The 21,917-nt window shown below is 56.4% G+C and carries 22 protein-coding genes; 6 read left to right on the top strand and 16 right to left on the bottom strand.

The features are described from left to right. Positions 1–2 precede the first annotated feature (2 nt). From fliS to ACTLLP_RS01060, 13 genes are all read right to left on the bottom strand, one after another. Entirely contained in the window at positions 3–404 is a 402-nt protein-coding gene (gene fliS / locus ACTLLP_RS01120; RefSeq protein WP_441059952.1) for a flagellar export chaperone FliS, read from the bottom strand. 19 nt (positions 405–423) lie between these two features. Further along, a complete protein-coding gene (gene fliD / locus ACTLLP_RS01115; protein WP_441059950.1) occupies positions 424–1,812 on the bottom strand; it encodes a flagellar filament capping protein FliD in 1,389 nt (462 codons plus the stop codon). A gap of 5 nt (positions 1,813–1,817) precedes the next feature. Continuing rightward, positions 1,818–2,156 (bottom strand): flagellar protein FlaG, encoded by a 339-nt coding sequence (locus ACTLLP_RS01110; protein ID WP_441059948.1) that lies wholly within the window; start codon positions 2,154–2,156, stop codon positions 1,818–1,820. Further along, on the bottom strand, positions 2,125–4,143 hold the full coding sequence (locus ACTLLP_RS01105) for a tetratricopeptide repeat protein (protein ID WP_441059946.1): 2,019 nt from the start codon (positions 4,141–4,143) through the stop codon (positions 2,125–2,127). Before ACTLLP_RS01105 ends, ACTLLP_RS01110 begins: the two co-directional genes overlap by 32 nt. Positions 4,144–4,420: 277 nt before the next feature. Then, positions 4,421–5,233, bottom strand: coding sequence for a flagellin N-terminal helical domain-containing protein (locus ACTLLP_RS01100; protein ID WP_502361643.1), 813 nt, complete (start codon positions 5,231–5,233; stop codon positions 4,421–4,423). A gap of 145 nt (positions 5,234–5,378) precedes the next feature. After that, positions 5,379–5,675, bottom strand: coding sequence for a DUF6470 family protein (locus ACTLLP_RS01095; RefSeq protein ID WP_441059942.1), 297 nt, complete (start codon positions 5,673–5,675; stop codon positions 5,379–5,381). A gap of 13 nt (positions 5,676–5,688) precedes the next feature. After that, positions 5,689–6,585 carry a flagellar hook-associated protein FlgL gene (gene flgL, locus ACTLLP_RS01090; RefSeq protein WP_441059940.1) on the bottom strand — a complete coding sequence of 299 codons (897 nt, stop codon included), beginning with the start codon at positions 6,583–6,585 and terminating at the stop codon, positions 5,689–5,691. 15 nt (positions 6,586–6,600) lie between these two features. Next, positions 6,601–8,313 carry a flagellar hook-associated protein FlgK gene (flgK, locus tag ACTLLP_RS01085; protein ID WP_441059938.1) on the bottom strand — a complete coding sequence of 571 codons (1,713 nt, stop codon included), beginning with the start codon at positions 8,311–8,313 and terminating at the stop codon, positions 6,601–6,603. A 17-nt stretch (positions 8,314–8,330) separates the two neighbouring features. Further along, complete coding sequence (locus ACTLLP_RS01080) at positions 8,331–8,669, bottom strand: hypothetical protein (RefSeq protein WP_441059936.1); 339 nt, start codon at positions 8,667–8,669, stop codon at positions 8,331–8,333. 14 nt (positions 8,670–8,683) lie between these two features. Beyond that, the gene (locus ACTLLP_RS01075) at positions 8,684–9,007 is read right to left on the bottom strand and encodes a hypothetical protein (protein WP_441059934.1); all 324 of its coding nucleotides are present in this window, start codon (positions 9,005–9,007) and stop codon (positions 8,684–8,686) included. A gap of 3 nt (positions 9,008–9,010) precedes the next feature. Beyond that, positions 9,011–9,310, bottom strand: a complete 300-nt coding sequence (gene flgM / locus ACTLLP_RS01070) for a flagellar biosynthesis anti-sigma factor FlgM (RefSeq protein WP_441059932.1) — start codon at positions 9,308–9,310, stop codon at positions 9,011–9,013. 61 nt (positions 9,311–9,371) lie between these two features. After that, a complete protein-coding gene (locus tag ACTLLP_RS01065) occupies positions 9,372–11,417 on the bottom strand; it encodes a chemotaxis protein CheW (RefSeq protein ID WP_441059930.1) in 2,046 nt (681 codons plus the stop codon). Between the two features lie 3 nt (positions 11,418–11,420). Continuing rightward, the gene (locus ACTLLP_RS01060) at positions 11,421–11,912 is read right to left on the bottom strand and encodes a chemotaxis protein CheW (RefSeq protein ID WP_441059928.1); all 492 of its coding nucleotides are present in this window, start codon (positions 11,910–11,912) and stop codon (positions 11,421–11,423) included. 271 nt (positions 11,913–12,183) lie between these two features. Between ACTLLP_RS01060 and ACTLLP_RS01055 the strand changes: the two genes are divergently transcribed. The 6 genes from ACTLLP_RS01055 to ACTLLP_RS01030 all read left to right on the top strand — a co-directional run bounded on the left by ACTLLP_RS01055 (position 12,184) and on the right by ACTLLP_RS01030 (position 16,774). Next, positions 12,184–13,818 (top strand): ABC1 kinase family protein, encoded by a 1,635-nt coding sequence (locus ACTLLP_RS01055; RefSeq protein WP_441059926.1) that lies wholly within the window; start codon positions 12,184–12,186, stop codon positions 13,816–13,818. Positions 13,819–13,925: 107 nt separating this feature from the next. Next, on the top strand, positions 13,926–14,726 hold the full coding sequence (locus ACTLLP_RS01050) for a flagellar motor protein (protein ID WP_441059924.1): 801 nt from the start codon (positions 13,926–13,928) through the stop codon (positions 14,724–14,726). Further along, positions 14,713–15,516, top strand: a complete 804-nt coding sequence (locus ACTLLP_RS01045; RefSeq protein WP_441059922.1) for a flagellar motor protein MotB — start codon at positions 14,713–14,715, stop codon at positions 15,514–15,516. Before ACTLLP_RS01050 ends, ACTLLP_RS01045 begins: the two co-directional genes overlap by 14 nt. Positions 15,517–15,629: 113 nt before the next feature. Then, entirely contained in the window at positions 15,630–15,890 is a 261-nt protein-coding gene (locus ACTLLP_RS01040) for a spore coat associated protein CotJA (protein WP_441059920.1), read from the top strand. Beyond that, on the top strand, positions 15,887–16,156 hold the full coding sequence (locus ACTLLP_RS01035) for a spore coat protein CotJB (protein WP_441059918.1): 270 nt from the start codon (positions 15,887–15,889) through the stop codon (positions 16,154–16,156). The genes ACTLLP_RS01040 and ACTLLP_RS01035 overlap by 4 nt, the downstream gene beginning before the upstream one ends. A gap of 15 nt (positions 16,157–16,171) precedes the next feature. After that, positions 16,172–16,774: a manganese catalase family protein gene (locus ACTLLP_RS01030; RefSeq protein WP_441059916.1), complete on the top strand. Its 603-nt coding sequence runs from the start codon at positions 16,172–16,174 to the stop codon at positions 16,772–16,774. Between the two features lie 13 nt (positions 16,775–16,787). Here the strand turns inward: ACTLLP_RS01030 and glmS are convergent, their stop codons facing one another. The 3 genes from glmS to ACTLLP_RS01015 all read right to left on the bottom strand — a co-directional run bounded on the left by glmS (position 16,788) and on the right by ACTLLP_RS01015 (position 21,886). After that, complete coding sequence (gene glmS / locus ACTLLP_RS01025; RefSeq protein WP_441059914.1) at positions 16,788–18,608, bottom strand: glutamine--fructose-6-phosphate transaminase (isomerizing); 1,821 nt, start codon at positions 18,606–18,608, stop codon at positions 16,788–16,790. Positions 18,609–18,860: 252 nt separating this feature from the next. Continuing rightward, positions 18,861–20,240: a phosphoglucosamine mutase gene (gene glmM, locus ACTLLP_RS01020; RefSeq protein WP_441059912.1), complete on the bottom strand. Its 1,380-nt coding sequence runs from the start codon at positions 20,238–20,240 to the stop codon at positions 18,861–18,863. Positions 20,241–20,437: 197 nt separating this feature from the next. Beyond that, positions 20,438–21,886 carry an ISLre2 family transposase gene (locus ACTLLP_RS01015; protein ID WP_441059910.1) on the bottom strand — a complete coding sequence of 483 codons (1,449 nt, stop codon included), beginning with the start codon at positions 21,884–21,886 and terminating at the stop codon, positions 20,438–20,440. Between the last annotated feature and the right edge of the window lie 31 nt (positions 21,887–21,917).

Genomic DNA, 21,917 nt, shown 5'->3' with positions numbered 1-21,917 from the left:
AGTTACACCTCCGGGCCCCAGGAAGAAGGGGGAGAACCGACACCTGCCCCCCGAGAGATGATCCCGGACCAAGCTTCGCGCAGTTCGCGCAGGTGCTGCTGCACTTCCCGCAAAATCTCCGTGTCCTTGGCCACGTTGGCCGCAAAGAGGCGAGACAGGAAGTAGTCATAAACCTTTTCAAGATGCTGGCTTATTTCGTACTGGGGGTTAAGCGAGTTCTTGAGCTCGGTCACTATTTCCTCCGCCCGGATGATGAGCCGGTTAGCCTCAGCGAAATCCAGCGCCTCGATGGCCTCCATAGCCCGGTGAAGGAAGTTTATGGCCCCATCATAGAGCATGAGGAGCAGGCGCTCCGGCGGCGCGGTGCTGACCGCCATTTCCAGATACTTGTTGGCTGCTTCCATAGATCTTCCCTCCCGAAATTTATTGCTTGTTTAGCTGGGCAAATTTCTGGGCCAACCAGCTGCTCTGGGCGTTGAGCTGAGCTAAAAACTCTTCCATACCAGTAAACTGTTGCCATAAGACTCTTTCCCTCACCTTAAGCCGCTCCTCCATAGAGCGAATTTGGTCTTCGATGCTATGTATTTCCTGAGAGAAATAGTTGTCCTTAGCCTGAAGGAATCCTACCCCGGTAGCTCCGGTGCCCGTAAGCCAGAGATTGAGAATTTTACTCAAGCGCACAGCCACGCCATCAGCCTGACTAGGAGAAACACTGCCTGAATTTTGCGAGAATAGTTGGGCCACCTTATCAGGAGCTTGGCTCAAAGCCTGGGAAAGTTTGGTATCGTCTATACTCAAAGTAGGCGCTTCGCCCGAAGTGGTTACTCCTATGCCGCTCAGGCTATTGTAGGGATAAGAAAGATTACTCACAAAATCCGAAATCCAGCGCCGCAGGCTGCTCTGGAGCTGGTAAAGGGAATCGTCGCCCATGAGGATGCCTGCTGTCTTGGTGTTGGGGTCGTACTTGGTGTATTCGGAAATGTCCTGCATAAGGGCATTGTATTTGTCGACAAAGTTTTTAATCTTACTTTTTATAGTTTGTACATCAGTGGTAATACTAAGGGTAACCGAGCCAGCTCCTTGCAACTGAAGGGTAACCCCAGGAATGGCATCGGTAACCGTATTGCTGCTGCGGGTAAGTTGGAGGCCATTAACGGTAAAGACTGCATCCTGAGCCGGCGTTAGCTGGTTGGCCACGGTACCGGTAGAAGTGAGGATACCAAGGCTTTGCAGCACTTTAGTGGTGGCATCGTCTACAAAACTAATGGCGCCAGCACTACCGGTAGTTTGACTGGTGATAACCAGGCGGTAGCTGCCAGTTTGCTGCAATACTACCGTAGCTGTGACTCCGGCCCCAGCGGCATTTATTTTGTCGCGTATAGAGTTTAAAGAGTCGGTGGCTGCTACAGTTATTGATTTCCCATTGATTTGAAAGGTACCACTAAGATTTAAAGCAACCGTAGGATCAGTATAAGCGTTAGAAGCTACGCTCTGAGCCTGTGCTATTTGTGTTACAGTTATATTGTAGGTACCTAGTTGAGCCGTATTTAAAGCCTGTGCCGTGAGTATGGATGTGTTAGAGGAAACACCTGCTTTATCCATGAAGGTAGAGGAAAGAGTCAGATTAAAAAGGGCTACATTTAAAGCATTAAGGTCTTGTCCTATCTTCTGCCAGGTTACTTTTTGCTGCTCTAACTTGGCTTCCTTCTGCTGAAGAAGCACTATAGGCTTTCTCTCCAGGGCCATGAGCTTATCAATAATGCTCTGAGTATCTAGTCCCGAAAAAATGCCCACTATCCTCATGTCGGCCATACATATCACACCCTTTCTTCAAAAAGAATCCCAACCAGGCGCATCATCTCCGCCAGCATGTCCAGGATGCGCTTGGGCGGTATTTCGCGCACCACCTCGCCCGTTTCGCGGTTCACCACCTGGACGATTATGTCGTGGGTGGCCTCATGAATCCGGAAGCGCAGGTCGTAATAGGTGACCTCCAGCATGAGGTTGAGACGGTATACCACGTTCTCCAGCGCCTGCCGACCTCCCTCCTCCAGACGAAGCCTCGGCTTCTCCCCCTCATTGGGAACTCCGGCTCCCGTTTCTTCCACAGGACGAAGGGTGACGTCAGTTAAAGCTTCTACCCTCTCCACGCGCACTTCCCTTCACCTCGGCAGAAGTTCCCATCTTTTGCAACAGGGGAAGGAGACTCTGCAAAAGTTCATTTTGGGGGAAGGCTCTGAGCCCCTTCTTAGCTACCTCCGCAGCTTCCGCATAGCGTCCGAGGAAGGAAAGTTCCTTTATGAGCGCGGTGTACCATGAGAAATCTCCCTTCCCTCCTTCCAGTGCCTGCCGGTAAAACACCACTGCCTCTTCATGAAAGCCCTTCTCCGCCGCCACCTTACCCAGAACTACAAAGCCCTCGGCGTCCCTGGCCCCTCCCTGCACCGCTGCGATGATCTCCTCTGCCGCCAGCTCGGCAAAACCGTGGCGATAAAGAAGCTTGCCAAACTCCATCCTCTGCCTGGGCTCGGGCAAGAAGCCAAGCAAAGGTAAAACTTTTTCAAACTCGTCGAAGGCCTCCAGCTCCAGGAGCATGCTCAGGAACTCCAAAACCACCCGCAGGGCTTCCTCTTCCTCCCCCGGCAGGAGAAGAGGAACCTCTGCTTTTCCTGCCAGGCAAGCGATGAAGATGGAGTAAATACGGCAGCGAAGGGCATAGCTTTCCGGAAGTGACTCTGTAAGCTTGCGCGCTTCTTCCATCTTACCCTGAAGAGCAAGGACAAAAGAGCAGCGGAGCCGAACCTCTGGTTGCCGGAAGCCGGAAAGAACTTCGGCCGCTTCAGCGTAGCGCTTAAGACAGAGAAGCGCCCACGCCATGGCCAGAGCAAGCCGGGAGGAAGAAGGATTGTGAGCCATTGCACTCCTTAAGAGCTCGAGGGCCTCCGCATGACGGCCAGCATCAGCCAGAACTCGCGCTACCACGAGGCAGGCTTCTTCATCTTTAGGGTCGACTTCGTTAACCAGAGCCTGGCTCGCCTCCTCCAGCTCGTGGCCGAGGATGAGCCTGACCAGCCGGTCAAGAGCAGGGTAGAACCTACGCTGGCAAGACCAGGCACGGCGGTAGGCTGAAATGGCCCGTTCCCAGTTGCCCTCCCGCTCTTCTACCTGGCCGAGTAAGTGCCAAGCCAGGTAACTCCCCACCCCCCGCTGGGTGATATGATGGGCGGTCGATTCGCCCCGTTCTAAACATTCTTCGAAGGAAGCCCTCGCCCGCGCCAGATTACCCCGCTCCAGGTGGACGCAGCCTTCCAGGAACCAGAGGTCGGTATAGTCGGGATAGACCTCTTTGGCATCGGCCAGGACTTTGAGCGCTTCTTCATACCGGCCGAGAACCTCTAGGCAAAGGGCGATATTGCGTACCAGGATAGAAGCATAGCCCACCGCTAGGTTAGGCAGGTATTTGAAGGCAGTCTGGAACTCCCTTAGTGCTTTGAGGAAATCTCGCCGACGCAAATATTCTACTCCCAGGTTAAAACGGTTAAAGGAATCATCAGGATTTTCCCGTACCGCCTTTTCTAGCAAGGCTAGGTTACGGGCCACTTTTCGCTTTCCCCTCACTGAGTCGGAAAGATAACCGTAGTGGTTTATCTTGATGTTGGTGTATTCGATCTTTCCGCCGTGCTCCTGGATAACAGGACCGATCTGCTCGTGGATGCTGCCGCGAAAGCGGTATTCCGGCCGATTGCGGAAAATCCGGACCGAGGGGTTGAGCACCGCATCTACCCCTTCTCGCTCACCTACGAAGTTGACCACAATGACTGAATAGGAATCGGCCGTACCTGCTTTGAGGATCTGCCTAAGCCTCTCTCCTTCCCCCTCGGCCAACTCCTCGTCGGCGTCAAGATACATAACCCACTCGCCGGTAGCCTGGTCGAGAGAAAAATTACGAGCCTCACTAAAGTTACCCGTCCAGGGGAAGAAGTAAACCTTGGCCCCAAACTCCCGGCCAATTTCCACCGTGCGGTCGGTGGAGCCAGTATCAACCAAGATGATTTCATCTACCACCCCTTTTACACTGGAAAGAAGGCAAGGAAGGCTTTCTTCCTCATCCTTGACAATGACGCAGAGAGAAAGCAAGCCCATACTATTCACCTCCCTTATTTTAATCGACCCCCTCTTCCCCTACCTTTAGCCGGTTAAAGACAAAAAGGGCTGTCCCAAAAGAGGCAGCGAACTGCGTAAAATTTCAGTAGGTGACGGCGGGAACACCGTAACTTGTGGTATGCAATAACTCCTAAGTCGTTTTCTCCGAAATTCTTAAGAAAAGTGAATGGTTTATCCCACCATTTACGATGAAAAGAAGGAGCTGCCCCGGTTAACTTTTGGGACAGCCCCTTTTCAGGTTCGACTCTTGGGAGTCTTAACGCAGGAGCTGCAGTACAGCCTGAGGAGCCATATTAGCCTGGGCCAGAACCGCCACACCCGCCTGCTGCAGGATCTGAAGCCGCGTAAAGTTCATCATCTCCTGAGCCATGTCCACATCGCGGATGCGGGACTCGGAAGCTTGCAGGTTCTCCGCTGCCACACTCAAGTTGGCAACAGTGTGCTCCAGCCGGTTCTGAACAGCACCAAGATTAGCGCGCATCATGGAAACTATGCTTATGGCTGCATCAATAGAGGCAATAGCATTGTTGGCAGCCAAGCTAGTACTTACATCGAGAGCATTAACCTGAAGAGCAGCACTGTTAGCAGCACTTATGCTTATCTGAATACCTTGCCCGGTATTGGCACCGATCTGGAACCACCTATTGACGAACGAGCCATCAAGTAGCGTCTGAGTGTTGAACTGCGTCGTATTGGCAATTCGGTCGACCTCCTGAACCAGCTGGTTAATCTCAGCCTGAACAGCCTGCCGGTCTTGAGCCGTTAAGGTATCATTAGACGCCTGTACCGCTAGCTCCCGCAGGCGCTGTAAAATGGCGTGGGTTTCGTTAAGCGCTCCTTCCGCCGTCTGGATGAGGGAGATGCCATCCTGAGCATTGCGGATGGCCTGGTTGAGGCCCCTCACCTGGTTGCGCAGCTTTTCGGAGATGGCCAGGCCCGCCGCGTCGTCGCCGGCGCGGTTGATCCTCAAGCCCGAAGAGAGCTTCTCCATGGACTTGGCCAAGAGGCCTGCTGTCTGGTTGAGGTTGCGCCAGGCGTTCAGAGCTTCAAGGTTGTGGTTAATCCGCAGGCTCATACATTATCCTCCTCCCTATCGAAGGATTTGTTCACTTTTCGCCACCGCGCGGAACCCACCCCTGCCGGTCGGCCGCCCCGTAGGGATGCAAAGCCCTGCGGTTTCTCACTTTTGTTAATCGTCAGCCGAGAAGCAAACTTTAGACCTTAGCTATAAAAATCGACGGCTTAGGAACAAAGTAAATTTTTGGGCGTGTATGCGGCAAAAGATCCAGGATAAGCTCAGGAAGCTCGGGGATTTTAGCCACCAAGTCGGCCACCGAGTTCCCTTTTTCTATGGCCGCCAAGTAGTCTCCTTCCTCGGCCCAGCGGCCGATGGCCTCTAAAGCCGCCTTTTTGCCTTCCTTTGCCCCTTCAGTGCCAATATCCCAGGGGGAAAGGAGGCCCAGTTCCCTCCAGCACTGACTCTGATCTATGGAAACGTAGAGGAGCTGCAAGGGTCACGCCCCCTTAGCGCAAAAAGTCCACCAGCGAGGGCTGAAGCAGCCGAGCTCCCACCGCCAGGGCGGCTCGATAGACGTTTTCCTGGGTCTTCAGGCTCACGATAGTGCGGGCCATGTCCGCGTCCTCGGTCTGGGAAAGCAGGCGGGTAAGGTCGGCCTCGTTGCTCTCCAGCCGCTCCATCCCCATTTCCAGCCGTTTGACCTTGGCGCCCACTCTAGAAAGAATCCCTAGAAGGCTATCCATGTGCTGATCAAGTTCTTGGAGACACTTGGAGGAAACAATCGTGACCTGTCCGCTTTGCAGAGCGTTGCGAAGTTCAGCCAAACTATTGACCATAGCAGGGAAAATATCTATGCCTGAAACATTTACCTGGACCGTAGTACTAGGTGCAATTTCATAAGAAATAATACCAGAATTACCTTGCCAGTTGTAGATAGGGTTGCCCTGCGAGTCGTTGCCAGATTGGTAACATGGAGGCCTGTCAGTCTGAGTTCCTGCAAATATATAACGTCCCGCATAGCTGGTGTTAGCCACATCAACTAAGTGCTGCTGCAGCTGCTCTACTTCCTGAGACAAGGCTTGTAACGCTCCAGGAGGGAGATCAGAATTAGCCCCGGCCACGGCGAGTTCCCTGGCCCGCTGGACGGTCGCCAGGGCATCGCGCAGGGCCGACTCGGTGGTGTTGAGCCAGTCCACCGCGTCCGCCATGTTCTTGTGGTACTGCCGGTTTTCCGCCAGCTGGGCCCGGAGCCTCAAAGCGCCCATCACCCCCAGAGGGTCATCAGAGGGGCGGTTGAGCCTCCGGCCAGAAGAGAGTTCCTCTTGACGCTTGGCGATTTGCTCTAGACGGCTGTTAAGGTCGCGCAGGAAGTTTATGCCCAGCATGTTGGTAGTTACGCGCACAACTCTACGCCTCCTTTAGCGGCCCACCAGGCCGGTGCGGTTAATGAGGATGTCCAGGGCCTCGTCGAGTACGGTCATGGCCCGCGCCGCCGCCGCATAAGCGTGGCTGAACTTCATGAAGTTGGCCATCTCTTCGTCAAGTGAAACGCCCATCACCGCCTGGCGGCGGTTCTCCAGCTGATCGACGAGAAGCTTTTCGTTCTCGGTCATGCGCACCGCCTGGGCTGAAGCTATTCCTACCTCTGCCACCAGGCCACGATAGAAATCTCCGAAGGTACCGGTTGGAGAAGAAGGAGGCATGGTTTTATCGCTTGCTAACTGGACCAATGCCAGAGCGTTGGAGCCGTCACCGGGCAGTAAAATAACGCCCAGCTGCTGTAACACATGAGTTGCAGGATCATCGGCAAACTGAATAGCCGTTTGGCCATTACTAGTAATCACCAGCCGATATTGGCTCCCATTTTGCTGCACGTTAGCCGTTACACCAACTCCAGCGCTGTTTATCTTAGTTGCTATCGAGTTCAACGAATCGGTGGACACTACGGTCACTGAGCTCCAATTCGTTGAATTTGACAGCTTGATCTGAAAAGTACCATTGAGGTTAAGGGGAGCCGTGGGATCAGGATAAGAGTTAGAAACCACAGTAAAAGGGTTGGTGTTAATTATATTAGCGGTAGCAGCAGCCAAGGCAGCAGGGGTATTAAGCACATCATTGCTTAGCGTTATATCAGCTGCCCCGCTGCCTGCGAAAAAACTCCTACCTGTTTGTCCATCGAGCCCGTATCCTTGCTGATGTCTTTGATTAAATTCGGTAATAAGAGTGCTTGCCAGGGTATTCAAATCCACCATGACTTGACCTACATAATTTTTAACCTCTAACAACCCTTTGAGCTGACCCGTCTGGAAATCCACAGGAGTGGTAGTGCTAGTAGGAGAGGCGGGAGTCCATTCAACCCGGCCATTAACCACTTGCCAAGAGTTGTAGCTAGATCCATTTACCAATTGCTGACCTCCGACCAATACTGTTACCTGCCCATCCGGCTGCTCCTGAACGGTGAAATCGGTCCACTTGCTCAGCTTATCCAGCAAGAGATCCCGTTGGTCTAAGAGGTCGTTGGGGTTGTCGCCCACCGCCCGCGAGCGGGCTATCTGCTGATTTAGATCGGCTATCTGCTGGGCCAGCGTATTGACCTCGTCCACCCCCACTTTTAGCCTGTAGTCGAGGTCCTCCTGCAGAGCCTGGAGCTCGTCGTAAAGGTGCCTTATGGTCTCGCACAGGGTCTTGCCCTCTTCTATCACGGCCGTGCGGACGGCCAGGCTCTCCGGGTTCTTGCTGAGCTCCTGCCAGGAGTTGAAGAAGGAGGTCAGCGCCGCGCCCAGGCCGTTGGGGCTGGGCTCGTTCAAGATGAGCTCCACCTTCTGCAAGGCGTCGCGCTGGGCCTCCCAGGAGCCCAGGCGGCTGTTCTCTTCCCGCCACTGCCGGTCCAAGAACTCCTCCCGTACCCGTTTAATCTCCGCTATGTCCACGCCGGTGCCCAGCTGCCCCGGCATCCCCGGGCGCATGACGGAAGGAATGGTGTAGGCAGAGGAAGCCGCCAGTTCCACCCGCTGCCGGCTGTAGCCGGGAGTGGAGGCGTTAGCTATGTTATGGGAAGCGGTCTCCATGGACCGCTGCGTGGCCATGAGCGCCCTCAAAGTGGTCTCCAGCCCTAGGAAAGTGCTGATCAAGGCTTTAAAACCTCCTTTTAAACCCGCGCGTCAAGCCTTGGCTGGGGATTTTTGATTGGCTGCAACCGCGATTTCAGGGCTTGCGCCTCTTCCGGCGTAACCTCGCAGGCCGCTTCGCCCGCGTAATGCCAGATTTTGATTCTTCCCCTTTTATCTCTCTCGAGGCGGAAACGGTGGGTAAAGGAGTGCAGGGCCATGAGCAAATTGAGTTCCTCCACCAGACGGACCAACTCTTCCTCCGGCCAGGCGCGGTTACGAACCAGGGCGAACTCCTTTTCTGCCAAAAGGTCGGGGCGCAGCACGGCCAGACCCTCGTACAAGATTTGCGATTGCAAGCCCCCAGCTCCTATCTTCACGCTCCCACTCCCCGTCACACCGAGCAATCAAGCGCTCGCGCACCCATACGCTGCCAACACCTGGCCGCCTCTAAGTCAAGGGCTACCGCCTGGGCCAGGAGCAACCTCAGCTTCTCCCTGGCCTCTCGCAAACCGCCCACCGCTTGCTTTAATTCCGGTGTCGGTGCCGGTTTATCCAGCCCTACCTGAAAAAGAAAACGCAAAATCTCTTCTGCCTCCTCCGTGGCCGCCATTAGATCGCCCGGCGAATTATCCTTTAAAGCCTCCACCTGACGGTTCACGGCTACCGTGAGATCCTGAAGCAGTTGCAAAAGCTTCTCTTGTTGCTTGCCAGCCACGGCTTACACCCGGCGATCAAGCCGGTATTCCCGCAACATCCCCTCGGCGATCTTGCGCGGCTCGGCTCGGTACTCGCCCCGCTCAATCTTCTCCTTTAATTCCTGCACCTTCTCTTCCCGTACACCGGGAAGTTGGCGGAGTTCCTCGCGCAGCCGATTGAGACGCAAAGCCTCCGGCGAAAGGGTGAGAGTTACATCCTTTTCCGGATCGCGCTCTTTAACCCGCTCTGCCCTTTCGGGCTGAGCCTGCTCCGTCCGGTACGCCTCCAATAACCGCTGCAACTCGACGCGGTCGATTTTCATGCCCAACTCCCCTTTATGCCCGCTTTCTAAACCAAATTATCGTTTAATAAGCAAGCCATCTTTAGCCCACCGCTATCAATTCCACTTCGGAATTTCGGACTTCGGAGCGGCAAGCGCCGTTCTGCACCAATCCCTTCACATCCAAAATCAGAGCCACTTTGCCGTCACCCAAAATGGTGGCCCCCGCTATGCCTGGTATGCGCCCCAAATACTCGCCCAGTGATTTAATAACAATCTCTTGCTCCCCCAGGAGTTCATCGATAACCAAGCCCGCCTTTTTGCCCCCTCCCAGGTTGACCACCACCACGTAGAGTTGGTCAGAAACGTACTCGTACTTACCGTTAAAAATGCCGGCCAGGGAGAAGAGGGGAAGCACCTGACCTCGCACCGGCACCACCTCCATGCCGTTAACCCGCCGCACCTCTTCGCGAGCCACTTTGAGGGTTTCCAGAACGGCGATGAGAGGGAAGGCGTAGGTCTGTTCGTCCACGCTCACCATGAGGGCGCGGATGATAGCCAGAGTTAAGGGCAGTTTGATGGAGAACTTGGTGCCCTGCCCAGGACGGGAGGTGACTTCCACCGTGCCGCTGATCTGCTCGATTTGCTTCCGCACCACGTCCATACCCACGCCTCGCCCGGAAAGGTCGGTCACCTGCGTGGCGGTGGAGAAACCCGGGTAGAAGAGAAAATTATAGACTTCTTCTTCGCCCAACCGGGCAGCCGCTTCCGGTTCCACTAATCCCATAGTCACCGCTTTCTGCCGCACCTTTTCTGCGTCTATCCCCCGGCCATCGTCTTCAATCTCGATAACGATGTGGTTTTCCTGGTGATAGGCTTTGAGCCTGACCGTTCCCGCCCGAGATTTGCCCAGAGCCTCCCGCTCTTCCGGAGGCTCGATGCCGTGATCCACCGCGTTGCGTAGCAGGTGAATGAGCGGGTCGCCGATGACCTCGATGACATTGCGGTCGAGCTCCGTCTCCTTCCCTTCCACCACGAAGTTGATCTCCTTACCCAGCTTGTGCGCCAGATCCCGCACCATGCGGGGGAAGCGGTTAAAAAGCTGGCCCACCGGTAGCATTCGCGCCTTCATGATCTGCTCCTGGAGCTCGTTAGTGAGCTGCCCCAGGTGGTTGGATACTTCCTCCAGAACTTCTATCAGGTCGTCGGTGCCATAGCGCCGCTCGAAGATCTCCACGATGCGGTCGAGCCGCGTGCGGTTGATCACCAGCTCCCCCACCAGGTTCATCAGCTCGTCCAGTTTCTGTACGTCCACCCGCACCGTCTTAGTGGGGGCGAGGGTGGAAGCCGGGGCGGCGTTTTTCTCCTCGGCTTTGCGCGACGCCTGGTTAGCAGCCGCTGACTGGGCTTCCACACCTACAGGAACGAGCTCTACATCGGCAATCTCCGAAACGGTCAGTAAAAGGTGCCGCAAACGCCCAGGATCTTCTTTGGTAAGCAGCAGAAACTCGAAAGTGGAGTCGAAGTTGCCCTCCTCCAACTCTTCGGCTGGTGGAATAGAACGAATCACCTCGCCCAGCGGCTCTAGAGTGCGAAACACCAGGAAGGCGCGCACTCCTTTCATCTGGCAGTCCTCCGCCACCGTTACCTTAACCAGGTAAGCCTGGAACCCCCGAATCTGCGCCTCGTAAATGGTAGCCTCTTCTGCCTCGGTCAGCTGGGAGCGTTTATTACCCACTTCAACAGCCTTGGTGGGGGAAGCGGCCACCCTGGCCGCGCGGAAACTCCGCAGCCTTTCCACAACTGGCGCGGTTTCCGGTGCCTCGCGGCTGGGGTCGAGAATGCGATCGCGCAAAGCCTTTAGCAAGTCCAGCGCCTCAAAAAGGACATCCACCACTTCCGGGGTCACCTGCAATTCCCCCCGGCGCAGTAGATCGAGCAGATTCTCCATCTCGTGGGTAAGGTTGGACATATCGTCGAAGCCCATGATGGCCGAGGAGCCTTTGACGGTGTGAGCCGCGCGAAAAATCTCCTGCAGGGAAGCCTCGTTACCACCCTCCCTCTCCAAAACCAGAAGATTATCGCTTATGGCCTGAATTTTTTCTTCCAGCTCATCGAGAAACACACTTAGAGTCTCTTCGTCAAACATTGCTTACACCGCCCTTCCTTCCAGCGAAGCCATTTCCGCTTCCAGCAATGCCTCCTTTTCATACTCGTAAAGCACTTTCTCCAGGTCGAGCAGTATGATCATGTCCTCCTGCCAGAGGGCAATCCCCCGCAGGTAAGCGACGTCGACTCCACTGACCACCGCTGGAGGCGGTTCCACCTTTTCCGCGGGCACGCGCAGCACTTCCAGCACCGCGTCCACGATCATGCCCACCATCATGCCCCCCATCTCCACAATGACGATGCGGGTGGAGCGGTCGGACTCCTTTAAGGGCAACCCGAAGCGGCGCCGCAGATCGATAACCGGTATGATCCGACCTCTAAGATTGATGACGCCCTCAACAAATTCGGGCGCGCGCGGCACTCGAGTGACGCTTTCCATGCGGATGATCTCGACCACCGACCCCACATCCACTCCGTAGGTCTGGTCGGCCAAGCGGAAAATAACCAGCTGCTCTTCCTGCTTTTCTCCAGACATCGGGCTTTCACTCCTCACCTGCTTGCTAATGCGAAGAGGTTTCAGCAATTTTATCGGCCGCTTTCCTCCCTCCCTTTACCCGAAGCGCGCCCCCCGCTATCCGGAGCTCGTAAGGAAAACCACCGCTCCCCAGGCAGAGTTGCCCAAAACCCAGCTTTACCCGCCCACCGCTGTGATGTTACTATGGCAGGAGAAGTTATCACGCACGCATAAGATTGGGCAACTTGGCGCAATGAATTAGGATAACGCCTTGCAGAGAGGTAAAAACCGGATGTCGGCCTTCTGGCAACGTTATTTCCGCGAAGCGAAGCGTTACCGGGAAATAGGGCGGGTACTCTTGAAACACGGCCTAGGCTACTTGGGAGATTTTGTGCCCTTGTGGCGCCGGCGCACCCATCAGCCCCCCCCTTCGCCCTCCTCTTCCGCTCGGCGATTGCGCCTGGCCCTCACCGAGCTCGGCCCCACCTTTGTCAAACTGGGCCAGTTCCTCTCCACCCGCATCGATCTACTACCCGAAGAGTACATACAGGAGCTCTGCCTGCTGCAGGATGCTCTGCCCCCTTTGCCCACGGAGGAAATCACCCGGGTAATCGAGCAGGAATTCGGCTGCCCGCTAGATTCCCTCTTTAGCCACTTCGACCCCGACCCCCTGGGCTCAGCTTCTATTGCCCAAGTGCACCGGGCCCGTCTTCTCTCCGGGGAAGAAGTAGTGGTTAAAGTGCGCCGTCCCCGGGTAATGGAAGTGGTGCAAACCGATCTAGCCATCCTGGGACGTATTGCCCGCTGGGCAGAAAAGCACACTCCTTGGGGGAAAATCTATCCCTTCGGCGAAATGGTGGAAGAATTTGGACGCTCGCTGCGGGAAGAGTGCGACTTCACCATCGAAGCTCTGCACGCTGAGACCTTCCGCCGTAACCTCTCACGCTTCGAGCACACATTTATTCCCCGGACCTTCCCAGAATACACCCGACCCGCCGTCCTCACCATGGAAGAGGTGAAGGGAATTAAACTGAGCGATCTTAAAGCTCTGGACGAGGCCGGCCTAGACCGAGAAGAACTGGCTCACCACTTTGCCGAGATCTTCCTGCATCAAGTGCTCATCGACGGCTTCTTCCACGGCGACCCTCATCCCGGAAACCTTTTCGCCCTGCCAGGCAATCGTGTGGCCTGGATCGACTTCGGCATAGTGGGCAGGTTAAGCCCCTCCCTACGCGAACATATCGGCAACCTAGTGCTGGGATTAAGCCGCAAGTCGAGCCAGGCCATTGTGCGCACGGTATTGCAAATGAACATCCTCCGGGGAGAAATCAACCTCACCGCGTTGCAACGCGACGTGGAACAGCTGGAGCAGAAATACTACGAGGTCCCCTTAGCCCAGGTGCCTCTGAACGAAGCCTTCACCGATATGCTCCGTGTGGCTTACCGCCACCGCGTCCGGGTTCCAGCCGAGATGGCCTTGCTAGCCCGAGCTTTAGGTAGCGTGGATGGCTTAGTGCGCCAGTTGGCGCCCAGCATCAATGTGGCTACCCTGGCCTCCTTCATTGCCCGAGAATTGACCAAAGAAAAGCTCAGCACCAAACGCCTGCGCCGCTTTCTAACCTCTGATCTACCTTTCTGGCTAGAAACATGGATGAAGCTACCGGAACAACTCTCGGTGGTTTTGAATCAGCTGGCCCAGGGGGAAATCCGGGTGCGGCAGGAAAATCCGGACCTTAGCCGTCTGACCCGTGGCCTTAACCGCCTGCTCACCAGGATTTTCTTCCTCCTCACCGGGTTCAGCTGTTTGTTCCTGTACTTCTGGACCTGGGGTAAGGAGGTTCAGCTCTTAGGCCCCCTATCCTTGCCGCTCCTCTTGCTCCTTGGCTCTTTGCTTTCTTTCTTGATCTTCTTTATCCTGCGCTTGTGAAGCAAAAAACTTCTTCCAGGCCAAAGGAAATTAGGACTTGGTGCCGAAGAAAGAAAATGACGGATGAAGGCGAAATTTGTTAATCGGGGTCGAAGGGGGCATTTGGGGTGGACATAGCAACACTTATCGGTATCACGGTGGGGATCGCCTGCCTCTTGCTCGGTTTTGTCATAGAAGGAGGAACGGTGGCCCAGTTGATGGCCTTCTCCTCCATAATTATCATTGTGGGAGGCACGCTAGGAGCCACCATGGCCGGTTTCTCTCTGCACGAGATAGCCGTGGTGCCCAAAGCTCTCCGCGTTATTTTTTTTAATCGGCCAATCGACGAGCGCTCGCTTATCGAGCAGTTGGTAAGCCTGGCGGAAAAGGCGCGGCGCGAGGGCTTGCTCTACCTGGAAAATTATCTTAAAGAGATCGAGTCCCCTTTTCTGCGCAAGGGCATCCAGTTAGTAGTAGATGGTACCGAGCCGGAGCTGGTGCGCTCCATCATGGAAACCGAGCTCTACGCTATGCAGGAAAGGCATCGCATAGCGCAAGAAATTTTCAACCAAGCTGGCGGTTATGCTCCTACTATGGGCATAATCGGCACAGTGATGGGGCTCATTCACGTGTTGAGCCACTTGTCTTCTCCGGAGGCCCTGGGTCCAGCCATCGCCATGGCTTTCACCGCCACCCTCTACGGCGTCTCTAGCGCCAACCTAATTTTCTACCCCATAGCTGCCCGATTAAAAAACCTGAGCACCAAGGAGGAATTGGCTCACCGCATCATGCTGGAAGGGCTCCTGGCGCTGCAGGCGGGTAACAACCCCATACTAATCCGCGAGCGTTTGACCGCCTTCCTAAGCCCCAGGTACCGCAAGCAGCAGGGCCCAGAGGAAGGAGAGGGAGAAGCCTATGAAGCTCCCTAGCCGGAAGGAGACCGAAGTAAGCCGCGACCGCTGGCTCATCACTTACGCCGACCTCATCACGCTACTGCTCATCTTTTTCATCGTGCTCTACACCTTCAGCAAAGTCGATGCGGAAAAGTTTGCCGGCGTAGCCGAAGCGCTTTCTCGCGCCCTTGGTGGTGGAGCAGGAATGATTTTGGAGGGACAGGGACCGGCGGTGGTCTCCGGAGCTCCGGAATTCGAACCGGGCCACGATGCCAAGTTTGCCCTCTCGGGTGGCGGAGAAGAAAGCTTGCAGCTAGAAAAAATTAAAGCGGAGATCGAAAAGTACGCCAAAGAAAAAGGCTTGCAAGCCAAGATCACTGCCCGCATCGAGGAAAGAGGGCTAGTGGTCAGCGTTATGGATACGGTACTCTTCCCCATCGGCTCCGCCGAACTCACTCCCCAAGCCAGGGGAGTTGTAGACGAAGTGGGGAAAATTCTGCTCAAGATGCCCAACTGCGTCCGCATCGAAGGGCACACCTGCGATCTTCCCATCCACACTCCGCGCTACCCTTCCAACTGGGAACTCTCGGTAGCTCGAGCCACCAGCGTGGTGGAAGAGCTCGCTCACGCCGTCAACTTTCCTCCCCAGCGGCTCTGCGCCTGCGGCTACGGCGAATACCGCCCCCTCGTGCCTAACGACTCGGAGGAGCACCGACAGATGAACCGCCGCGTGGACTTCGTGGTGCTGCGCTCCACTTACCAGAAAGCTGAACCGGACACGCTCCCAGGCCAGCGGCTTGAACCCCAGAAGCCCCGGCTGCCTTAGGTTTCAAACCGACTGTCACCGGCTCTCCGCCCTTGACTGGAAAATCCAGGAACCATAGGCTTCATTAGCGCATATTCTTGTAAAAATTGCTCTTTACTGGGAGGTTAGTCCCCATGCAGAAAGAACAGCCCACCAAGGAGCAGGCCCTGGGGCCGGGCAGCCTGCCTCCCTGTGGCACTTTGCCTTCACGGCCCAAGCTGGCGCGAGTCTACGTACCCACCCAGTGCTACGACCCCGACTACGACCTCGACGAGGCGCTTTGCCGGGGAACCATGTTCCCCTCTCTCTACCAGCCGGAATTCGTTGTTCCCTGCGTTTCCTTTCGCCGCTACGTGAAAACCTATTTCCCCCCCAAGGAGGGCGATCCCCAGTGAAACTGCCACCCACCAAGGAGAAAGTGGAACTTCTGCACGAGATCCAGAAGTGGCGCTTCCGGGTGCTGGAACTGGCCCTTTTCCTCGACACCCACCCGGAAGACGGCCGCGCGCTGGAAGATTACAATGAAGCAGCCAAACAGCTGCATTCCTGGCAGCGAGCCTACGAGGAACGCTACGGCCCCCTCATAAACTACAGCGGAGCTCCAGCAGGGGACAGCTGGACCTGGGTAGAAGAACCCTGGCCCTGGGAAAGCGGTATGTAGGAGGGAGAGATAAGCATGTGGATTTACGTCAAGCAACTGCAGCGCCCGGTGCGCGTATCTCGCAGCGATGCGGGGCTGGCCAAACTCATCCTGACCCAGTTCGGTGGACCCGACGGTGAGTTCTCCGCTTCTTGGCGCTACATCACGCAGGCCTTCACCATGCCCACGGGACGAACTAAGGCGCTTTTAATCGATATCGGAACGGAGGAATTGGCGCACCTGGAGATGGTGGGAACAATCTTTCACCTGTTGATTCGGGACGCAACTCCCCAGCAACTCCGCAGCGCCGGCCTAGGAGAGCAGTACGCTGTGCATGGTTTCGCCGATTTCCTCAACGCCCCCGGAGGAGAACCCTGGACCTCCTCCTACATTCAAGGCACCAGCGACCCCCTGGCCGATTTGAGCGAAGATATGGCTGCCGAACAAAAGGCCCGCGCCGCTTACGAGCGCTTGCTTTGTTCCACCAACGATCCTGATGTGCGCGAGGTATTGGGTTTTCTACGGGAACGCGAGGTAGTGCATTTTCAGCGCTTTGGCGAAGCCTTGCAGTTAATACAGAGCTACTTAGACGCTCCCCGGCGCTCGTGGCCCGGTTACGAAAGCCAAGACGCGGAATAGGGGGTAAAACCCCCTATTCCACCGTTACGCTTTTGGCCAGGTTGCGCGGCTGATCTACGTCGCAGCCCCGAGCCACCGCCACATGGTAGGCCAAGAGCTGCAGTGGTACCACCGCCACTACTGGAAGGAAAAGGGGATCGCCCGGCGGCAACCGCAGGCAAGCGTCCACTTCCTCAGCCACTTCTTCCCCATCGGCCGTGACCGCCAGCACCCAGGCCCCCCGCGCTTTTACTTCTTTGATGTTACTGAGCATTTTTTCTAGCAAGGAAAGTTGCGTGGCCAAAGCCACCACCGGCACCCCTTCGGTGATGAGGGCTAATGTGCCGTGCTTGAGTTCCCCTGCTGGGTAGGTCTCGGCGTGAATATAAGAGATCTCTTTGAGTTTAAGCGCCCCTTCCGCGGCTACAGCCCAGTCCATCCCCCGGCCAATAAAGAAGCAATGCTCGTGCTCCTTGAGGCGCTGGGCCAGCGAAGCAACCTCCGCCTCTTGCCGTAAAACCTGGGCTACCCGCTCGGGCAGGAGATCAATCTCCTGTGCCAAGCCGGTCACTTCGCTGGGAGAGAGGGTTCCCCGAAGCTCCGCTAGGTGAAGAGACAATAAAGCTATCAAGAGCACCTGGGCGGTGTAAGCCTTGGTAGAAGCCACAGCTATCTCCGGACCCGCCCAGGTATAGAGCACCCAGTCGGCTTCCCGCGCCACCGAACTCCCCAACACATTGGTGATGGCCAGCACCTTGGCCCCCAGATTTCGCGCCAGCCGCAAAGCAGCCAAAGTGTCCGCCGTCTCTCCTGACTGGCTTATCACCACTACTACATCGTGCGGCTGCAAGAGAAGATCGCGGTAGCGAAACTCGGAGGCAATGTCCACCTCCACCGGCAACCGGACCAGTTTCTCGATCAGATACTTACCCACTAGCCCAGCGTGGAAAGCGGTGCCGCAGGCGGTGATGAATAGGCGCCGGCATTGGCGCAGATAGGTGGCAGCCCCATCTAACTCAGGCAGGAGCACCCGGCCGCCCTCCATCCGTCCCCGCAGGGTATCGCGGAGGGTTCGCGGCTGCTCGTGAATCTCCTTGAGCATGAAGTGAGGGTAGGGAGCCTTCTCGGCTGCCGCCGCGTCCCACTCTACCGGGAAAGCTTCTCTGGTCAATTGGCGCCCAGAAGCGTCGTAAATTTTCACCCCATCGGGCCAGAGCTCCGCCACCTCTCCGTCCTCCATCACAAGGATGCGCCGGGTGTAGGGGAGCAAAGCCGGGATATCGGAAGCCAGAAAGTTCTCACCCTTGCCCAATCCCAGAACCAAAGGGCTGTCACGCCGCGCTACCAGAAGGCGCCCCGGCTCCCTAAGCGACATAACCGCCATAGCGTAGGAGCCATGCAACCGGGGAAGCAACGCCAGCAAGGACGCCAGCAGATCCCCCTGGTAAATCTCCTCCAGTAGATGAGGAAGCACCTCCGTATCGGTCTCCGAGAGGAAACGATGGCCGTTACCCGACAACTCGGCCCGCAGGGAGATATAATTTTCGATTATGCCGTTATGCACCACGGCCAACTCTCCGCGGCAATCCAGGTGAGGGTGGGCATTGCGGTCACATGGAACCCCGTGTGTAGCCCAGCGGGTATGCCCTATCCCCACTACCCCCGCTGGCTGGCAGCCGTTGAGGCAGCTTTCCAGCACGGCTAGCTTTCCTGCCTTCTTCTTGAGAAAGATACCGTTGCTTTCCAGCACGGCTACACCCGCGGAATCGTAGCCGCGATACTCCAAGCGTTTAAGACCCTCCAGCAATAAAGGGAGGGCCTGGCGGTAACCTGTATATCCCATAATGCCGCACACGGCTTTTCTGCACCCCCTAAAAACTAAAAAACACCCCTTCCCTCGTCGGCGTTTCGCTTGACGAAGGCACTGTTAAACCTCATAGCCACCTGGCGCCTTTGTCCCGGCAGTTACCTGCCGGATTTGTAGCGCTACTGACGGCCGTGGCCGGCCGGGAGGCATCCGCCGAGAATTCGATTAACCTCCTCCTCGTCAACCGGCTTTCCAGGATAAAGCCGGTCCAGGCGCTTGCTCTATGCAGTTTTGCTCTTTTTAGCCCCAGCTCCCTTGAACTGCTGCTGCCAACTCGCCTCCTCCCTCGATCTCCCTTATCACCCCCACCAGTTGGTCAACTACCTGGCGAGCTCGGAAAGGATCTAGAGCTTCAACCATAACGCGGATCACCGGCTCGGTACCCGAGGGGCGAACCAGCACCCGGCCCTCCTCCCCCAGACGCAGCTTTTCCGCCTCGACGGCCGCCGCCAGCAACGGACTTTGCATAACCCGACCTTTGTCCCGCACCCGGACATTTTCCAATAGCTGGGGATAGCGAACCAGCGAGCGGTTGAGTTCTTCCAAACGCTGCCCGGTCTCTACCAGCAGACGCAAGAGCATCATAGCGGTGAGAAGGCCGTCGCCGGTGGTATTGTAATCGAGGAATATGATGTGACCTGACTGCTCCCCTCCGAGGCAAGCACCGCTTTGCAGCATGGTTTCCAACACGTAACGATCTCCCACTTTGGTCTCCAGCACCCGGACCCCTTCCTTTTGTAAGGCCCGCTTCAACCCCAGGTTAGACATAACCGTAACCACCACGGTATTGCCCCGGAGCCGGCGGTGGCGTTGAAGGTGGCGGGCGCAGCCCCATATGATCACATCTCCATCAGCTACCTCCCCACTCCCGTCCACCCCGATAAGGCGGTCAGCATCGCCGTCGAAAGCCAGGCCCAGCTCCGCTCCCTCCTCGCGTACCAGCGCCACTAGCGCCTGGGGCTGGGTAGAACCGCAACCCTCGTTGATATTATGGCCATCGGGCTGCACGCCCAAAGAGAGCACCCGCCCCCCAAGCGCCTCCAGCAGAGCCGGAGCCAGAGCGTAAGCCGCTCCGTGGGCGCAGTCCAGCGCGATTTTCATGCCTTCCAGCGCGGGAGGGCCCAGACGGCGCAGATGCTCTAGGTACTCCTCTACCGCCTCCAGGCAAAGGGAAGCTCGCCCTACCCCCACGCCGGTGGGGGAAGGGATGTGCTCGGAAGAGCCCAAAAGCAAAGCTTCGATTTCCTCTTCCAAAGCGTCGGAAAGCTTGTAGCCGTCCGGCCCGAAAAATTTTATCCCGTTATCGGGAGCGGGATTGTGCGAGGCGGAAATCACCACTCCGCCTGCGGCGGCACGGCTACGGGTGAGAAAAGCTACCGCTGGGGTGGGAAGAACCCCTAACAGGCAAACATTCAGGCCGGCCGAGGTGATGCCGGCCACCAAGGCCGCTTCCAGCATGTCGCCGGAAGCCCGCGTGTCTTTCCCTACCAAGATATGTCTTTTACCGGTCTTCTCTGCTAGCACATAGGCTCCTGCTCGTCCCAAACGAAAGGCTAGCTCCGGAGTGAGTTCCTGGTTGGCTACCCCGCGTACTCCATCCGTACCAAAGAGTACCCCCAAGTTATCTCTCCCCCCCTCCGCCCACCACTTTATTACGCCATCTTAACGGTGTCAACCTTATTTTTATTCTACGCAGCAGAAGGGAGATTGGCCACTGACGATGATCCATAGTGCGCGTCAAGAGTTAGTAGGTGGTTCGGGAGAAAACTTCTCTTCATGGAGACCTCGCCGCCAGGATAGTCCCGGTACCTGCGCCATTAAGGGATCAAACTACTGAGGCTAGGCCGGCTTAGTTCCCGCAACACATGCTTCACCCATGGAGCTCCGGCAGAAGGCCCCCTCAATGCCGGCAACCCAGCTTTATGCCAACTCCCCGCCTCCTCTATCTTCCGCTTTACCTCCAACCGCACCGCCTGAGCCAAATGTTCTTGCCTGGCCAGCAGTACCGGCCAACGAGAAGTGTGCCTCCCGAGCACCCCGTTGGCTCGAGCAGCCAAAACCCGCGCCATCCTGTCTGCTCCTGCCTCCGTCCAGCTGGCTCCCAACCGCTTCATCCGCCGCGCCACGTTGTGCTGTACCTGCCCCTCTATGGCCCCCAGATGCTCCGCAGCAGAAGAGGTAACTATCCCCGACCAGTTCTCCTTGAGATACTGCCAGAGCTTCTCTATTCTCCTCCTCTTAGCCCCGCGAACTCTCCTTGCTACTCCTCCCAAAATCTCTTCTACCTTCTCCCAGTCCCCCAGATAAATGGCCTGCCTGATCCTACTATAGGCCTCCTCATCGTGCCAAAAAGCCTCTATAAGCCGCCGGTTCAAATGGTAAGGGTCCAAAACGTGCACTGCCCCGGGGAAGTAATCTACCCCCTGCTTGGCCCACTCCGCCCCGTCACTCCCAAGGTATATTTCCTTCACCTGGCCCATGTCCCACCGGCTCGCTACTCCAGAGTAAACTTCCTCCCACATCCTCTCCCCTTCGCCTACACCGCTCGTTACCAGCTTGTCCTTTAAAGCCTTCCGGCCACCCCCAATCGCTTCTTTGCCTGTGTAAGCTACGAAGAGTTTGACCTCTTTCCTTTTCTCTCCGCTCCTTTGAAGCCTTACCACCACCCCGTCGGCCTCTATGTAAAGCCTGGAGGTCTTCTCTTTACCTTCGGGTGTCTCTCCCTTCTCAAAAACGGCTTCTCTCCTGGACTCTCCCTCCTGCCTGAGTGCTTCTCCTGCTTCCTGCACGGCCTGCCACACCGCCATGGCGCTTATCCCAGGGACAAAATAACCGAGAATTTCCGCTGCCCGCCTGAAGGGTACTTCGCTCCCAAGCTTCACCGCCATCTCCTTCAAACGCGGCGTGCATCTAGACCTCTCCGGCCAGCCCAGAACCTCGTCAAGAAGAAACCTGGCTTCTCCCGTCTTTTTGTTCCTGTAAAGCCGCCTTTTTACTTTGAATTCCCCAAAGCTGCTAACTACGGTTCTTTCCCGAAAGCCTATCACTTTCCAGGTGCGCTTGTCCCGGGCGTTCACGAGCCAGGTGTCTATTTCCTCGAGGGCCCAGGCGAAGATCTTCACGCAAGCTTCTTGAGAGAGCTTGTACACTTCTTCTTCGAGCTTGTAGAAGTCGCGGCATTCGGTAATTAGTTTGCTAACTTTCTCCCCCAGAAGAAGGATTATGTCCGCAAGAGGTTGAATGTCTGAAATAGGTTGGCTGTGCATGAGACCTCGCTCCTCCTTTCAGTCCATGAAA

Source organism: Desulfothermobacter acidiphilus (assembly GCF_052073645.1).
GTDB lineage: Bacteria > Bacillota > Desulfotomaculia > Desulfotomaculales > Ammonificaceae > Desulfothermobacter > Desulfothermobacter acidiphilus.
This window is presented reverse-complemented; position numbering and strand designations above follow the sequence as displayed.

Excerpts from the sequence above, each read along its gene's own strand:
- ACTLLP_RS01040 (WP_441059920.1), top strand. The coding sequence starts at position 15,630 with ATGCAGAAAGAACAGCCCACCAAGGAGCAGGCCCTGGGGCCGGGCAGC.
- ACTLLP_RS01045 (WP_441059922.1), top strand. The coding sequence starts at position 14,713 with ATGAAGCTCCCTAGCCGGAAGGAGACCGAAGTAAGCCGCGACCGCTGG.
- ACTLLP_RS01015 (WP_441059910.1), bottom strand. The coding sequence starts at position 21,886 with ATGCACAGCCAACCTATTTCAGACATTCAACCTCTTGCGGACATAATC.
- fliS (WP_441059952.1), bottom strand. The coding sequence starts at position 404 with ATGGAAGCAGCCAACAAGTATCTGGAAATGGCGGTCAGCACCGCGCCG.
- ACTLLP_RS01030 (WP_441059916.1), top strand. The coding sequence starts at position 16,172 with ATGTGGATTTACGTCAAGCAACTGCAGCGCCCGGTGCGCGTATCTCGC.
- ACTLLP_RS01105 (WP_441059946.1), bottom strand. The coding sequence starts at position 4,143 with ATGGGCTTGCTTTCTCTCTGCGTCATTGTCAAGGATGAGGAAGAAAGC.
- fliD (WP_441059950.1), bottom strand. The coding sequence starts at position 1,812 with ATGGCCGACATGAGGATAGTGGGCATTTTTTCGGGACTAGATACTCAG.
- ACTLLP_RS01060 (WP_441059928.1), bottom strand. The coding sequence starts at position 11,912 with ATGTCTGGAGAAAAGCAGGAAGAGCAGCTGGTTATTTTCCGCTTGGCC.
- ACTLLP_RS01065 (WP_441059930.1), bottom strand. The coding sequence starts at position 11,417 with ATGTTTGACGAAGAGACTCTAAGTGTGTTTCTCGATGAGCTGGAAGAA.
- ACTLLP_RS01055 (WP_441059926.1), top strand. The coding sequence starts at position 12,184 with ATGTCGGCCTTCTGGCAACGTTATTTCCGCGAAGCGAAGCGTTACCGG.
- flgM (WP_441059932.1), bottom strand. The coding sequence starts at position 9,310 with ATGAAAATCGACCGCGTCGAGTTGCAGCGGTTATTGGAGGCGTACCGG.